The organism is Pseudomonas sp. DC1.2 (assembly GCF_034351645.1).
Lineage (GTDB): Bacteria > Pseudomonadota > Gammaproteobacteria > Pseudomonadales > Pseudomonadaceae > Aquipseudomonas.
Window position 1 is genome coordinate 3,808,187 of record NZ_CP133782.1, and the last position, 14,993, is coordinate 3,823,179.

14 protein-coding genes are annotated in these 14,993 nt (G+C 57.8%); 8 read left to right on the top strand and 6 right to left on the bottom strand.

Annotated elements, in window-relative coordinates:
- Positions 1-110: 110 nt before the first annotated feature.
- Entirely contained in the window at positions 111-506 is a 396-nt protein-coding gene (gene msrB / locus RHM68_RS17030) for a peptide-methionine (R)-S-oxide reductase MsrB (RefSeq protein ID WP_322216897.1), read from the bottom strand.
- A 226-nt stretch (positions 507-732) separates the two neighbouring features.
- Between msrB and RHM68_RS17035 the strand changes: the two genes are divergently transcribed.
- The 3 genes from RHM68_RS17035 to RHM68_RS17045 all read left to right on the top strand — a co-directional run bounded on the left by RHM68_RS17035 (position 733) and on the right by RHM68_RS17045 (position 4,676).
- On the top strand, positions 733-1,944 hold the full coding sequence (locus tag RHM68_RS17035) for a pyridoxal phosphate-dependent aminotransferase (RefSeq protein WP_322216900.1): 1,212 nt from the start codon (positions 733-735) through the stop codon (positions 1,942-1,944).
- A gap of 307 nt (positions 1,945-2,251) precedes the next feature.
- Complete coding sequence (htpX, locus tag RHM68_RS17040; protein ID WP_322216902.1) at positions 2,252-3,139, top strand: protease HtpX; 888 nt, start codon at positions 2,252-2,254, stop codon at positions 3,137-3,139.
- A gap of 112 nt (positions 3,140-3,251) precedes the next feature.
- Positions 3,252-4,676: an IS1182 family transposase gene (locus RHM68_RS17045; RefSeq protein WP_322216905.1), complete on the top strand. Its 1,425-nt coding sequence runs from the start codon at positions 3,252-3,254 to the stop codon at positions 4,674-4,676.
- 138 nt (positions 4,677-4,814) lie between these two features.
- Here RHM68_RS17045 and RHM68_RS17050 read toward each other — a convergent pair whose 3' ends face one another.
- A complete protein-coding gene (locus RHM68_RS17050) occupies positions 4,815-5,471 on the bottom strand; it encodes a thiopurine S-methyltransferase (protein WP_322216907.1) in 657 nt (218 codons plus the stop codon).
- A gap of 102 nt (positions 5,472-5,573) precedes the next feature.
- Here RHM68_RS17050 and RHM68_RS17055 point away from each other — a divergent pair, with 102 nt between their 5' ends.
- Positions 5,574-6,341 carry a class III extradiol ring-cleavage dioxygenase gene (locus RHM68_RS17055; RefSeq protein WP_322216909.1) on the top strand — a complete coding sequence of 256 codons (768 nt, stop codon included), beginning with the start codon at positions 5,574-5,576 and terminating at the stop codon, positions 6,339-6,341.
- 116 nt (positions 6,342-6,457) lie between these two features.
- Here RHM68_RS17055 and RHM68_RS17060 read toward each other — a convergent pair whose 3' ends face one another.
- A complete protein-coding gene (locus tag RHM68_RS17060) occupies positions 6,458-8,131 on the bottom strand; it encodes a DEAD/DEAH box helicase (protein ID WP_322216912.1) in 1,674 nt (557 codons plus the stop codon).
- A 421-nt stretch (positions 8,132-8,552) separates the two neighbouring features.
- Between RHM68_RS17060 and RHM68_RS17065 the strand changes: the two genes are divergently transcribed.
- A complete protein-coding gene (locus RHM68_RS17065) occupies positions 8,553-9,344 on the top strand; it encodes a crotonase/enoyl-CoA hydratase family protein (protein WP_322216914.1) in 792 nt (263 codons plus the stop codon).
- Between the two features lie 54 nt (positions 9,345-9,398).
- On the opposite strand, the gene RHM68_RS17070 is transcribed toward RHM68_RS17065, so the two are convergent.
- Positions 9,399-10,154, bottom strand: coding sequence for a spermidine synthase (locus RHM68_RS17070; RefSeq protein ID WP_322216916.1), 756 nt, complete (start codon positions 10,152-10,154; stop codon positions 9,399-9,401).
- 149 nt (positions 10,155-10,303) lie between these two features.
- On the opposite strand from RHM68_RS17070, the gene RHM68_RS17075 reads away from it, so the two are divergent.
- Positions 10,304-11,650, top strand: a complete 1,347-nt coding sequence (locus RHM68_RS17075) for a class II 3-deoxy-7-phosphoheptulonate synthase (RefSeq protein ID WP_322216919.1) — start codon at positions 10,304-10,306, stop codon at positions 11,648-11,650.
- Positions 11,651-11,974: 324 nt separating this feature from the next.
- On the opposite strand, the gene RHM68_RS17080 is transcribed toward RHM68_RS17075, so the two are convergent.
- A complete protein-coding gene (locus tag RHM68_RS17080; protein ID WP_322223829.1) occupies positions 11,975-12,190 on the bottom strand; it encodes a DUF1127 domain-containing protein in 216 nt (71 codons plus the stop codon).
- A gap of 94 nt (positions 12,191-12,284) precedes the next feature.
- Between RHM68_RS17080 and RHM68_RS17085 the strand changes: the two genes are divergently transcribed.
- Positions 12,285-13,139 (top strand): LysR substrate-binding domain-containing protein, encoded by an 855-nt coding sequence (locus RHM68_RS17085; RefSeq protein WP_322216922.1) that lies wholly within the window; start codon positions 12,285-12,287, stop codon positions 13,137-13,139.
- Here RHM68_RS17085 and RHM68_RS17090 read toward each other — a convergent pair.
- On the bottom strand, positions 13,129-13,878 hold the full coding sequence (locus RHM68_RS17090; protein ID WP_322216924.1) for a sulfite exporter TauE/SafE family protein: 750 nt from the start codon (positions 13,876-13,878) through the stop codon (positions 13,129-13,131). The two genes, RHM68_RS17085 and RHM68_RS17090, sit on opposite strands and share 11 nt — an antisense overlap.
- A gap of 110 nt (positions 13,879-13,988) precedes the next feature.
- On the opposite strand from RHM68_RS17090, the gene RHM68_RS17095 reads away from it, so the two are divergent.
- Positions 13,989-14,945 (top strand): LysR family transcriptional regulator, encoded by a 957-nt coding sequence (locus RHM68_RS17095; RefSeq protein ID WP_322216926.1) that lies wholly within the window; start codon positions 13,989-13,991, stop codon positions 14,943-14,945.
- Positions 14,946-14,993 lie beyond the last annotated feature (48 nt).

Sequence of the window (14,993 nt, forward strand, 5' to 3'; positions counted from 1 at the left end):
TTAAGGAAGGCCAAACATAGCGAGCAATTGAATTGTGTGCAATTTAATAAATCGATCCTGTGTTTAGCGCTGGAGCCGCCGTAGGGTCGGCAACTCCAACAGGCCACCAATCATTCGCGAGGGACGAGGTCCAGGCACACCGAATTAATGCAGTAGCGCAAACCGGTCGGCGGCGGGCCGTCGGGAAATACGTGCCCCAAGTGCGCGTCACATCTACCGCAGACCACTTCGGTGCGGATCATCCCGTGGCTGACGTCGCGGATCTCGACCATGGCGCTGTCACCGAGCGGTGCATAAAAACTTGGCCAGCCGCAGCCGGAATCGAATTTGGTTTTAGAGTCGAACAACGGCTCATTGCAACAAATGCAGTGGTAGACACCGTCAATCTTGCTGTCGTTGTACTGGCCGGAGAACGGGCGTTCAGTGCCTTTGAGGCGGCAAACGTTGTACTGCTCCGGATCGAGCATCGCCCGCCACTCTTCCAGGGTTTTTTCCAACTTTTCCATCGTCACACCTCAGCAGCTGAAAAAGCCCGATCTGTACCTTTTCCACGGATCGGGCGGCACGTATGATTGCGCCTCGTCAAACGCCAGTCTGGCAGCCAGACCACGCGCATTCAAACGGATTTATGGGTGCAGCATTTCAAGGCGTCAGGCCTGTGTGAATACGCAGGATTCCCAGTACGGTAGTTCACACACCGCCTGGATCGTTCATTTTTGGGAACACATCGCCATGCAGGTTAGCAAATCGAACAAGCTCGCCAACGTCTGCTACGACATTCGCGGCCCAGTGCTCAAGCACGCCAAGCGCCTGGAAGAGGAAGGCCATCGCATCCTCAAGTTGAACATCGGCAACCCGGCGCCCTTTGGTTTCGAAGCGCCGGATGAAATCCTCCAGGACGTGATCCGCAACTTGCCAACCGCTCAGGGCTACAGCGACTCCAAGGGCCTGTTCAGCGCACGCAAAGCTGTGATGCAGTACTACCAGCAAAAGCAGGTTGAAGGCGTCGGCATTGAAGACATCTACCTGGGCAACGGCGTTTCCGAGCTGATCGTGATGTCGATGCAGGCCTTGCTCAACAATGGCGACGAAGTGCTGGTGCCGGCCCCCGACTATCCACTGTGGACTGCCGCAGTCAGCTTGTCGGGCGGCAGCCCGGTGCATTATCTGTGCGACGAGCAAGCTAACTGGTGGCCGGACCTGGCCGACATCAAGGCCAAAATCACGCCGAACACCAAGGCACTGGTGATCATCAACCCAAACAACCCGACCGGCGCGGTGTACTCCAAAGAAGTGTTACTGGGCATGCTGGAACTGGCGCGCCAACACAACCTGGTGGTGTTCTCCGACGAAATCTACGACAAGATCCTGTACGACGACGCCGTGCATATCTGCACCGCTTCGCTGGCGCCAGACCTGCTTTGCCTGACCTTCAACGGCTTGTCCAAGTCCTATCGAGTGGCGGGTTTCCGGTCTGGCTGGATCGCCATTTCCGGGCCAAAGCACCACGCCCAAAGCTACATTGAAGGCATCGATATGCTGGCCAATATGCGTTTGTGCGCCAACGTACCGAGCCAGCATGCGATCCAGACTGCACTGGGCGGATACCAAAGCATCAACGACTTGGTGTTGCCGCAGGGCCGCTTGCTGGAACAGCGTAATCGTACCTGGGAATTGCTCAACGACATTCCAGGCGTAAGCTGCGTCAAGCCGATGGGCGCGCTGTATGCATTCCCGCGAATAGATCCAAAAGTCTGCCCGATCCTCAACGACGAAAAATTCGTGCTCGACCTTCTGCTCTCGGAAAAACTCCTGGTGGTTCAAGGCACCGCCTTCAACTGGCCATGGCCGGACCATTTCCGTGTCGTCACCCTGCCCCGGGTCGACGAACTGGATCAGGCCATCGGCCGCATCGGTAATTTTCTCAAGACCTACCGTCAGTAAACCGAACATCACCGTGCGACGCGTGCGCATGTCGCACGGTGATTAATCCAGCAACACATCTACTCCCTCCCGCCTCCCAGGCCTGCACCTACGACTGCCGGATGATTACTGTCGAGCTCACGTCTAACAGAAGCGGGGGTTAGGGATGACAAATGCGTCCGGTGTCAGCGTCGGAAATGCCCTGCAAACAGCGAGGCAATTGCCGTAGGACACAGTTTGAAATAGTCACCCAGTTGAATAGCCTGCAACAGCACCTTATATACCCCGCAGTACGCTACATCTTTAGCATGAGGAGATTTCTACAACCATGATGCGCATCCTGCTGTTTTTGGCCACTAACCTGGCGGTCGTGCTGATTGCCAGCATCACCCTGAGCCTTTTCGGCTTCAACGGGTTCATGGCGGCCAATGGGGTTGATCTCAACCTCAATCAGCTGCTGATTTTCTGTGCGGTCTTTGGTTTCGCCGGCTCCCTCTTCTCGCTGTTCATCTCCAAGTGGATGGCGAAGATGAGCACCAGCACCCAAATTATCAGCCAGCCGCGCACCCGGCACGAGCAATGGTTGCTGCAAACCGTAGAGCAACTGTCCAGGGAAGCCGGGATCAAGATGCCCGAAGTAGGGATCTTTCCGGCTTACGAGGCAAACGCCTTCGCCACCGGCTGGAACAAGAACGACGCCTTGGTTGCGGTCAGTCAGGGGCTGCTCGAGCGCTTTACACCGGACGAAGTCAAAGCCGTTCTGGCCCACGAAATTGGTCACGTGGCCAACGGTGACATGGTGACCTTGGCGCTGATTCAAGGCGTGGTGAACACCTTCGTCATGTTCTTCGCACGGATCATCGGCAACTTTGTCGACAAAGTAATCTTCAAAAACGAAGAGGGCCAGGGCATTGCTTACTACGTGGCGACCATCGTCGCCGAACTGATTCTGGGCATTCTGGCCAGTTCCATCGTGATGTGGTTCTCGCGCAAACGTGAATTCCGCGCGGATGAAGCCGGCGCGCGCCTCGCCGGGACCAGCTCGATGATTGGTGCTCTGGAACGGTTACGTGCCGAGCAAGGCCTGCCGGTACACATGCCAGATACTCTGAACGCCTTCGGCATCAACGGCGGTATCAAACAAGGGTTCGCTCGCATGTTCATGAGCCACCCGCCGCTAGAAGAGCGTATTGACGCATTGCGTCGTCGAGGCTGAAAGGCTACGCACTAAAAGAAGAGGCCCGCAGTGATCAGGCTGTGTGAAAACCTAGCAATCTGCTGGCCGGTTGAAGAAAATGCCCGTATCGCAAGATACAGGCATTTTTCTTATGCGCTATATCCAAGGTGAAAACCGCTCCCAGAGCGCGCTGTTTCCACTCTCGCTAGACGAACTCATTCCCGATGACCATCTGGTTCGGGTGATCGAGGCCTATGTTTCGCTTCTGGACTTTGAGCTGCTGGGCTTCGACAAAGCCAGGCCCAAGGCCACGGGACGCCCTTCGTATGATCCCGCCGACCTGCTCAAACTCTACCTCTACGGCTATTTTCAGCGCATCCGCTCGTCGCGGCGGCTCGAGGCCGAGTGTCAGCGCAACGTTGAAGTCATGTGGCTGCTTGGCCGGCTGGCCCCTGACTTCAAAACCATCGCTGATTTTCGGCGCGATAACAGCGCTGCGTTCACCGCAACCTGTCGCACCTTTGTTCGGTTTTTCCGAAATGCCGGTCTGATTGCCGGCGAGTTGGTGGCAATCGATGGCAGCAAGTTTCAGGCGGTTGCCTCAAGTCGCAAACACCTGACACCGAAAAAACTCAAGCAGCGAGAAGCGGTGCTCGATAAGCGAATTGCGCGTTATCTGGCACAACTTGATGAAGCAGATCGTGGCGAGGATGGGGAATCGATTGATCGTTCAGCGGTGCAAGCCGCGCTTCAAGAGTTGCAGGTAAAAAAGGCCAATAACCAGACCTGTCAGGTGCCGATGGAGGCTCAAGGTCTGGCTCAACACGTCGTGGGCGAGCCCGAGGCCCAGAAAATGCGAACGGCGTCCGGCCCGCTCGTGGTCTACAACATTCAAAGTGCTGTAGATGCCAAACATTGTCTGATTCTGCACCACGAAGTCACTCAGGAAGGCACCGACAATCGCCAGCTCGATCCGATGGCCAAAGCGGCCAAAGAGGAGCTGCACCAATCAGAACTCTGCGTCACAGCGGATGCGGGTTACTCCAATGGCGCCCAGTTTCAGAGCTGTGAAGATGCCGGCATCACGGCGTTTGTGCCCCCGAATCGGTCAATCAACACCACCGGTGGCGACGAACAGTACTTTGATCGAACCGAATTCATTTATGACACGGACAACGATCAATATCAGTGCCCCGCCGGCAACCAACTGACGCTCAAACAACTGAGCAAGGGCGACCGGATCTATCAGGCGGCTATCAGCGACTGCCGAAGTTGTCCGCTCAAAAGCCGCTGCACCAAGGCCGAACGCTGGTATCTGACGCGCCATGCCCACGAAGCGGCATTTGAGCGAATGGAGCGGCGGATGAAGGCCCATCCCGAAATGATGGTCAATCGCCGATCCATCGTCGAGCATCCCTTCGGCAACCTGAAGCAATGGATCTTCGGCAATGGCCGGTTTTTGCTGCGCCAGTTACAGGGTACTCGCGCAGAAATGGCGCTTGCGGTACAGGCCTACAACTTGAAAAGGGCTATCCAGGTGTTGGGAGCGCAAAAGCTGATGGCGCTGATGGGCTGAGAGGCCCTTTATTTTTCAGATCGCAGAAAAGCAAATGCCCCGACAAGTCGGGGCATTTGCTTTTAACCGGGACAGATTGTGTTTTCACACAGCCTGAGTGATGCGGGCCTTTTTTATAATTTGCGTGGCGCCCAAAATCTACCGGCTAGAGACCCGGTAGACCCGCTCCTCAAGCCGAGTCACCCCACCCTGCAAAAACTTCGGACTCTGGGCAAGAATGTCCTGATCTTCCAGAATCTTCAGTGTCCACGATTTGCCAAACAACCGTCGCACGTCCTCATCAAGCACAGCAAACGGCGGCCCCTCGATTTGCGTCTGATCGTAGTCCATCGTAATCAGCAACCCTAGGGAGTCCTGCGGCAGGATTCGCTTGAGATGCTCGGCATACTGCTCACGCATCGTCGGCGGCAAGGCGATTAACGCGGCGCGGTCGTACACCGCACTGCAATCGGCAACATCGCCAGCAGTCAAAGCAAAGAAATCACCGCACCAAATTTCGATCGACCCTGCCCGATAGACAGTAAAGGGACCTTGGTCGCTGACGTTTGGGTCAAATTGATGCTCGCGGAAAAAGTCCTCCACCGCTTTTTCCGACAGTTCGACACCCAGCACCTCATGCCCGCATTGCGCCAGCCACAAAAGATCGAGGCTCTTCCCGCACAAAGGCACCAGTACTCGAGCACCCTGATCCAGACCCAGCTGCGGCCAGTAGCGTTGCAGATATGGATTAACTTCAGGCAGGTGGAAGCCGATCTGATTCGTCGTCCACCGTTTGTGCCAAAACTCCGGCTGCATAAATAATCCTAAAAATTCGATCAAAAGACGCTAAAACTTATATTAGATTTAGATCAATGATCTGACTGAAGATGGCGCCATCTTACTCTCAGGAGCGCATTCATGTTCCCCAGCCTGTACATCTCTCATGGTTCTCCCATGTTGGCACTTGAACCTGGTGCCAGTGGTCCGGCCCTGACGAGCATTGCCGCCCACCTGCCGACACCCAAAGCCATCGTGGTGGTGTCCGCGCACTGGGAAAGCGACGAACTGTTGGTCAGTGGCAATCCTCAACCACAAACCTGGCACGACTTCGGCGGGTTCCCGCAGGCCCTGTTTGACGTGCAGTACCCCGCGCCAGGCGACCCACAACTGGCGGCCAGGATCGTCGAACTACTAAAAATTGAAGGCCTGCCCGCACGCATTGACGCCAAGCGTCCCTTCGATCACGGGGCTTGGGTGCCCTTGTCGTTGATGTACCCGAAGGCCGACATCCCGGTCGTGCAAGTCTCACTGCCCACCCGGGGCGGCCCAGCCCTGCAAACTCGTGTTGGCCATGCACTGGCCGGCCTGCGCGCACAAGGCGTGCTGCTGATCGGCTCCGGCAGTATCACTCACAACCTGCGCGAACTGAACTGGCACGCAGGCACAGAAAGCGTCGAACCCTGGGCCAAGGCGTTTCGCGACTGGATGATTGAAAAACTCGCTGCCAATGATGAAGCCGCGCTGCACGACTATCGCCAGCAAGCGCCAAATGCCGTGCGCAACCACCCAAGCGATGAGCATTTGCTGCCGCTGTACTTTGCCAGAGGCGCCGGAGGCGAGTTCAGCATTGCCCATCAGGGGTTCACGATGGGCGCCTTGGGCATGGACATTTATCGTTTTGGCTAGCGTGTAGGCGCGAGCCGCGCCCCGCCCTCCTCAAGACCAGCCATAAACAGCAGGCATAAAAAATCCCCGAACCAGTCGGGGATTTTTTATGTTCGATCAATCAGCTCGAGAGCGGATTAATCTTCGCGATAGCGACGCAGCTTCAACTGCTTACCAGCAACGCGAGTGTCCTTCAGTTTGGTCAGGAGTTTTTCCAGACCATCTTCCGGCAGCTCGACGAGACTGAAGCTGTCACGTACCTGGATGCGACCGATTGCTTCGCGAGCCAGGCCACCCTCGTTGAGGATAGCGCCCAGCAGGTTCTTGGCAGCGATACCATCACGCGCGCCCAGCGCGGTACGGCAACGAGCACGACCTTCAGCCAATGCAACCGGAGCACGACGCTCACGATCACCACGGTCCGGACGATCACCGGTACGCTCTGGACGATCGCCACGCGGTGCGTTGTTCGGCACCAGTGGACGTTCTTTCTCGATCGCAGCCAGGGTCAACGCCTGAGCGTTGGTTGCCTTGCGCAGCAGAGCAGCGGCCAGCGCACGTGGGGTGCAACCGATATCGGCGGTCAGGCGATCCAGCAGATCACCGTGAGTCGACTCGGCGTCAGCCACCAGCGGCGACAGGCTGTTGGTCAATTTCTTGATGCGAGCATCGAGAACAGCTTGAGCGTCCGGCAGGCGAACTTCAGCAACCTTTTGACCGGTTACACGCTCGATCACTTGCAGCATGCGACGCTCACGCGGAGTCACCAGCAGCAACGCACGGCCTTCGCGACCGGCACGGCCGGTACGGCCGATACGGTGAACGTAGGACTCTGGGTCGTATGGCATGTCAACGTTGAACACGTGAGTGATACGCGGAACATCCAGACCACGAGCGGCTACGTCGGTCGCTACAACGATGTCCAGACGGCCATCCTTGAGGGATTCGATCACGCGCTCACGTTGGTTCTGAGCAATGTCACCGTTCAGCGCAGCAGCTTTGTAGCCTTTGGCTTCAAGGGCACTGGCCAGGTCCAGGGTCGCTTGCTTGGTACGCACGAACATGATCAGGGCGTCGAAGTCTTCGACTTCCAGCAGGCTCAATACAGCCGAGGTCTTCTGGTCAGCGTGAACCAACAGGTGAGCCTGTTCGATCGCGGTAACGGTCTGAGTCTTGGTCTGAATCTTCACGTGCTGCGGATCACGCAGGTGACGCTCGGCAATGGCACGGATCGACTGCGGCAAGGTCGCCGAGAACAATACGGTCTGACGGGTTGCAGGCAACGACTTGAAGATAACTTCCAGGTCGTCCATGAAACCGAGTTTGAGCATTTCGTCCGCTTCGTCGAGAACCAGGTGGTTCACGGTAGCCAGGACTTTTTCGTCGCGACGCAGGTGGTCGCACAGACGACCCGGAGTGGCGACAACAATCTGTGCGCCATTACGGATTGCTTTCAGTTGTGGACCCATAGGGGCGCCGCCGTAAACGGCCACAACGGTAACGCCCGGCATTTGCTTGGCGTAGGTTTCGAAAGCGGTTGCTACTTGCAGCGCCAACTCACGGGTTGGCGCCAGGATCAGGGCTTGCGGCTCGCGCTTAGCAGGATCGATGCGATGCAGGATTGGCAGGGCAAATGCGGCGGTTTTACCGGTACCGGTTTGCGCCTGGCCAATCATGTCGTGGCCGGCCATGATGATCGGGATCGATTGATGCTGAATAGCCGAAGGCTCTTCGTAGCCAGTCGCGATGACGGCTGCAAGGATATTCGGATTAAGATTAAAAGCGGCGAAGCCGCCGGTTTCCTGGGTCATGGGTCTGCCTCTAAGTGCATCCGCAAAGACCCATGCTCCAAAGCTGCGCATGCCGTGTAAGACTCAAGAGTCGCCCTGGCTGCTTTGTCGGCGGGGATTTGCGAAAACGAATGAATGAAAAAGATTCGTCAAGGAAGAGTCCGCTGTACGGACATGCAGCCGAAGCTGACTTCGGGGAATTGCGCTACCTAAACGCGGCCCGGTTAAAGGCCGGCGCGCACTATACCGGAATTCGGCCAAAAAGGGAGCATTATTTGTCGGAAAACTGACGCATACACCGTTATGTCACAGGCTTTGCGGATATTCGTGCAACGGTCTATTTTTCAAAGGCCCGGCCCTGTTGGGGATGGCGCTAAAACGGTTCACCCTGGTGAAGCAGACCTTCGGTCTGACACACCCTTCCCGCCCGAGGAAACGCCCCATGACTCAGCCCGTTTCCAGTCGCGTCAGCCGAGAACGACGCGGTCACGTCCTGTTGATCGGACTCGATCGAGTTGCCAAGCGCAACGCGTTCGACCTTGATCTGCTCAACGAACTGAGCCTTGCCTATGGCGAGTTCGAAGCAGATACCGAGGCGCGGGTAGCGGTCGTGTTCGGGCACGGCGAGCACTTCACCGCCGGGCTCGATCTGATCAACACCAGCGCGGCCCTGGCTCAGGGTTGGCAAGCGCCACCCGGTGGCTGTGATCCGTGGGGGGTATTGGCCGGCCCCAGGGTCAGCAAACCGGTGATCGTCGCCGCGCAGGGTTACTGCCTGACCATCGGCATCGAGCTGATGCTGGCCGCCGACATCAACCTGTGCGCCAGCAACACCCGCTTTGCCCAAATGGAAGTGCAACGCGGTATTTTTCCGTTCGGCGGCGCCACGCTACGGCTGCACCAAGTAGCCGGCTGGGGCAATGCCATGCGCTGGCTGCTAACCGGCGATGAGTTCGATGCCCATGACGCGCTGCACCTGGGACTGGTGCAGGAAGTCATGGCCAGCGAGGATTTGCTGCCGAGGGCGATTGAGCTGGCGCAGCGAATCGCCCGACAGGCGCCACTGGGCGTACAGGCGACGCTGATGTCTGCAAGGCAGGCGCGTTATGAAGGGGAAACAGCGGCAGCGCAGGCATTGCCGCCGCTGGTGAAAAAGTTGCTGGCCAGTGAAGATGCCAAGGAAGGAGTTCGTTCAATGGTCGAAAAGCGCCCCGGTGTTTTCAAAGGTCTTTGACTTGGGTGCGGGCTTTATAAAGCTATTGCAAGCAGGCTCGCAACGCGACAACGCCTATGTCGCCGGCCGGATTGCCTTGATCAGCGACTGCAACGAATACCCTAACTGCGGCGCCAGCCCTTCGGCCCGAGTAATCAGGCCCTCCATGTTCAGCTCCTGATCCAGCTCCGACGGCACGATCAGGATTACGTTGCCCTCCTTCACCGGCAGCTCCCAGTAATGCCGGTGATAAAGGCCACGAAACAACGCAGCACCCAACGGTTTGCCATCGTCGGTGGCCCACTGATTGATCACCAGCCAGCCACCCGGATTCAAGCGTTTCTGGCAGTCGCCAAGAAAACGCCAGGCCAAGTGCCCGACACCCGGACCGACGTCGGTATAAAGGTCGACAAAAATGAGGTCCGCAGGCTCAGCCGTTTCCAGCAGCTCCAACGCGTCGCCAATCCGGATATACAGTCGCGGATCGTCATCCAGCCCCAGGTATTCGATGGCCAGGCGCGGTACGTCGGGGCGCAGCTCAATGGCCTCGACGTCGTCCAGTGGCAGAAACTTAAGGCATGCCTGGGTCAGGGTGCCGGCACCCAACCCCAGAAACAAAGCGCTCTCCGGCTGCTCATGGCACAACGCACCAATCAACATAGCGCGGGTGTAGTCGTACTCCAGCCAGCTCGGATCAGCGGTGAAAACGCAGCTTTGCTCAATGGCATCGCCGAATTCGAGAAAACGATAATCGGCCACTTCCAGCACGCGAATCACCCCGAACTCATCCTGTACCTCGGCGAGCAGATGCTCGACGCGCTCCTCAGTCATTTCTTCTCCTGATGGTCACCGGGCCCGGCAACGCAATAAAACCGCTGGCCTACAGCTTATAAGACGCGATTGTCCGCGAAGCGACGGGAACAGGTCACGCACTAATTGCTGATAACATGGCCGCCCGTGCGTAAACCCTAGAGACCGTGATGAACCAACCCTGGAGCCCTGACAGCTGGCGCGCCCTGCCGATCCAGCAGCAACCCCATTACCCAGACGCGGCCAAGTTGCTGCAAGTCGAGCAAACCCTGGCCAGCTATCCGCCGCTAGTGTTTGCCGGCGAAGCCCGGGAGTTGCGCCGTCAATTTGCCGAAGTGACCCAGGGGCGCGCGTTTCTGTTGCAGGGCGGCGACTGCGCCGAAAGCTTCGCTGAGTTCTCCGCCGCGAAAATCCGCGACACCTTTAAGGTGCTGCTGCAAATGGCGATTGTCATGACCTTTGCCGCCGGTTGCCCAGTGGTCAAGGTCGGCCGCATGGCCGGTCAGTTCGCCAAACCGCGTTCGGCCAATGACGAAACCATCGGCGGCGTGACCCTGCCGGCCTATCGCGGTGACATCGTCAACGGCATCGGTTTCGACGAAAAAAGCCGCGTGCCCGACCCGGAGCGCCTGTTGCAGTCGTATCACCAGTCCACCGCCACGCTGAACCTGTTGCGTGCTTTCGCCCAAGGCGGCTTTGCCGACTTGCACCAAGTGCATAAGTGGAACCTCGATTTCATCGCCAACTCAGCCCTGGCCGAGAAGTACAGCCACCTGGCTGATCGCATCGATGAAACCCTGGCCTTCATGCGCGCCTGCGGCATGGACAGCTCGCCACAACTGCGCGAAACCAGTTTCTTCACTGCCCATGAAGCGCTGCTGCTTAACTACGAAGAAGCCTTCGTGCGCCGCGACAGCCTGACCAACGATTACTACGACTGCTCGGCCCACATGCTGTGGATCGGCGACCGTACCCGTCAATTGGACGGCGCTCACGTCGAATTCTTGCGCGGGGTAAACAACCCAATCGGGGTCAAGGTCGGCCCGAGCATGAACCCTGACGACCTGATTCGTCTGATCGACGCACTCAACCCGGATAACGATCCGGGTCGCTTGAACCTGATCGCGCGAATGGGCGCGAACAAGGTCGGGGATCACCTGCCTGCATTGATCCGAGCCGTGCAGCGCGAAGGTAAGCAAGTGCTGTGGAGTTGCGACCCGATGCACGGTAATACCATCAAGGCCAGCAGTGGCTACAAGACGCGCGACTTCGCGCAGATCCTGGGTGAGGTGAAGCAATTCTTCCAGGTTCACGAGGCTGAATGCACATACGCCGGGGGCATCCACATCGAAATGACCGGGCAGAACGTCACCGAATGCATCGGTGGGGCACGACCGATCACCGAGGATGGCTTGTCGGATCGTTATCACACCCATTGCGACCCACGCATGAATGCCGATCAGTCGCTGGAGCTGGCGTTTTTGATTGCTGAAACCTTGAAGCAGGTCAGGCGCTAAATCTCATCGACTGCCTCGCGGGCAAGCCCGCTCTCACATTGGAATGCGTTCCGATGTGAGAGCGGGCGTGCCCCCGCTAGCATCAACTCAATCACCACCCATCTTGCGTGGCACTTTTTCAGGGCCACAACGAGCTAAATGCTGATAACTGATCGATCAGCCGGTTTGATTGTCGATGGCGGCTGGCGCCCATTAAATCCTTGGGCGACCAGCGCCAAACGCCGTGCTTGCGTGAGGCAAAAAGACGTCATTGCGCGCATGAGCATCTCCTCATCTGCTCGCAACCTGTCTCACCGGGAAAGGCTTTGTGTAGCGGTGGCCCCCTCATTTATGAATCGGATCGTCCCAAAACGGCCTGATCGACTCCTGCTCCACATCGGCTCGGCTCACACCGATGTCTTTCAGCGCTTCATCACTCAAGCTCGCCAGCAGCTCACGTTCGCGGTGAAGTTCGTACCAGCGACCAAACTTGTGCAGCAGATCGGACACCGCGTGAATCGAGAACCTGTCTTCCGTTGCTGGCTGATTTTGACCTTTCATCATTTACCCTCCGTTGGAATGGCTCAAGTCTCGCGCCGCGGCTATGATCAATCCAACGAATGTTTCTGATACCACGCATCTCGGAGATTGATGAATGTCCGCCTACCCCAGTATCGACACCGATGTGCTACGCACCTTTGTTGCCATCGCCGATCAGGGCGGTTTCACCCGTGCCGGAGAAATGGTCAACCGCACGCAGTCGGCGGTCAGCATGCAGATGAAACGCCTGGAAGAAGATGTTTTGCAGCGACAACTGTTCGAACGGAGCGGGCGCCAGGTCAAACTCACGGCCGAAGGGCAGGTACTACTGGGCTATGCACGGCGCATCCTCAAACTTCACAGCGAAGTCTTCAATACACTGCGCGAGCCGCACATGGTCGGCACCGTGCGCATTGGGACGCCTGATGATTACGTTATGCGCTTTTTGCCGGGCATTCTGTCGCGTTTTGCGAAGTTCTACCCGCTGATCCAGATCGAAGTTCACTGCGAATCGACCAAACAGTTGTTACAGCGCCAGGACCTGGACTTGTCCATCGTCACCCGCGAACCCGGCACCGAAATAGGCCAGTTGCTGCGCAAAGAGCGCTTCGTCTGGGCCGAGGCGCAATGTTTCAGCGCTCACGAGCAAACGCCATTGCCCTTGGCAATGTTCAACAGTGACTGTTTCTGTCGGCAGTGGGCCTGCAATGCCCTTGATGCCATGGGCCGCGATTACCGCATCGCCTACAACAGCACGAGCCTGTCCGCATTGATGGCCGTGGTCAGCGCCGGCCTGGCCGTCACCGCGCAACTGGAAAGCCTGATCACTGCGGACATGCGCATCCTTGGCGCCGCCGAAGACCTGCCGTTGCTGCCAGAAGCTTGCATCATGCTGGTGCGCAATCTGAACAACCCCTCCCCGATTACGGAATGCCTGGCAGAGCACATCGTCGAAGGTTTCAAACTTTAACGGCGAGCATGGCCGCACAAAATACCAGGAAGCCACAAAACAGCCCGCGCAACAGACGCTCCGGCATTGCGTGGGCAATTTTCACGCCCCAACTGATACTCATCAGGCCACCGATGGCCAAGGGCAGACCAATCATCCAGCTCACCTGATGGTGCAGGGCGTAAGTCGCCAGCGTGATGCTTGTACTCGGCAGCGCCAACGCCAGAGACAAACCTTGAGCCACTACCTGACTGGTGCCGAACAGGCTGGTCAGCACCGGGGTTGCCACCACCGCCCCGCCTACACCAAACAACCCGCCCATGGTGCCCGACACAGCGCCGAGTAACCCCAGCCACGGCCATGAATACTGCATCTGCGCAGACGCCGGCGCGCTGACGATAAACATTCGCACCAGATTGTAGGCAGACAGCACCACCAGAAACGCGACAAACCCTAAGCGCATGGTTTGCGCATCAACGCCCACCGCCCAGGTTGAACCGATCCAGGCAAAGCAAAACCCCATCGAGGCCAGCGGCAGCGCATGGCGTAGCTCGATGCGGTTGCGCTGGTGATAGCGCCACAACGCCAGCATCACGTTGGGCACCACCATCACCAGCGCCGTACCTTGCGCGATCTGCTGGTCAAGCCCAAACAACACGCCAAGCAGCGGAATGGCAATCAGGCCGCCGCCGATGCCGAACAGTCCGCCCATGGTTCCGAGGGCAACGCCAAAAACCAGATAGATCAAAAACTCAATCACAGGACTATTCCCTCTAATCAGGCGACTTATCCTACGCAGTCGTGTCTGGCACGGAAACGCACAGCAACGCACAATGGCTGTGCCAACTTCGCATAGGCACTATCGAAACCATGAACCCCAATCAACTCACAGAGCAACTCGGCCTGTTCCTCGATGTACTGGAAACCGGCAGTTTTTCCGCCGCGTCACGTCGCCATCCGCTAACGCCTTCGGCGGTCGCACGGCGTATCGATAGTCTTGAAAACGCGGTCGGCAGCCAGTTGTTCATCCGCAGCACTCATGCAGTACGCGCGACACCGGCCGGCCTGGCTTTTGCCGAACGTGCCCGACGCATCGTTGCCGAACTGCGACTGGCCCGGGCCGAAGCCGTCTCATTGAGTAGCGCACCGGAGGGGCTGCTTCGAGTCGATGCACCGGCAGCGTTCGGACGCAGACATCTGGCGCCCGTGATTGCCGACTTTCTGATGCTCTACCCCAATCTCGATGTGCAATTGCACCTGATCGACAGTTTTGTCGACATGCAGGGTTTGAATTTAGGCAAGGTCGATCTGGTGCTGCGTGCTGGGCAAATGGCCGATACCCGACTGGTGGCCACGCCGCTGGCGAACATGGTTCGCATCGCCTGTGCCAGCCCCGATTACTTGAAACGTCGGGGCGTACCAATCGATCCTACGCAGTTGACCGAGCACGATGGTCTTGACTGGGACGGCCTCGCCCCAGCTTTTGCCTGGCGCTTCGAACGCGAGGGGCATATGCACTTTCACCGCCCTGCGCGTATCAGAATGAAAGCCAACAATGCCGAAGCGCTGGTGTGCGGCGCGTTGGCCGGACTGGGCATCGCCCATTTGCCGACGTGGCTGGCCAGCGAGTACCTGTTGCGAGGGGAGCTGTTGCCATTGTTCTGCGAAAGCGGCCTGCCGAAAGCGGAAACGACAGGCATCTATGCGTTGCGCCTTGAGCAGCATGCGAACGCACGCAGTCGTTTGCTGCTGGAATACCTGAAAACCCGCTTTAGCCCCATCCCGCCATGGGATCTAGCGCTGCAAAGCGACCTGCATCGGCACTAGCTGATAATTATCTGGCGCATTAAAGGTTCGCCCGCTAGATTCATGACC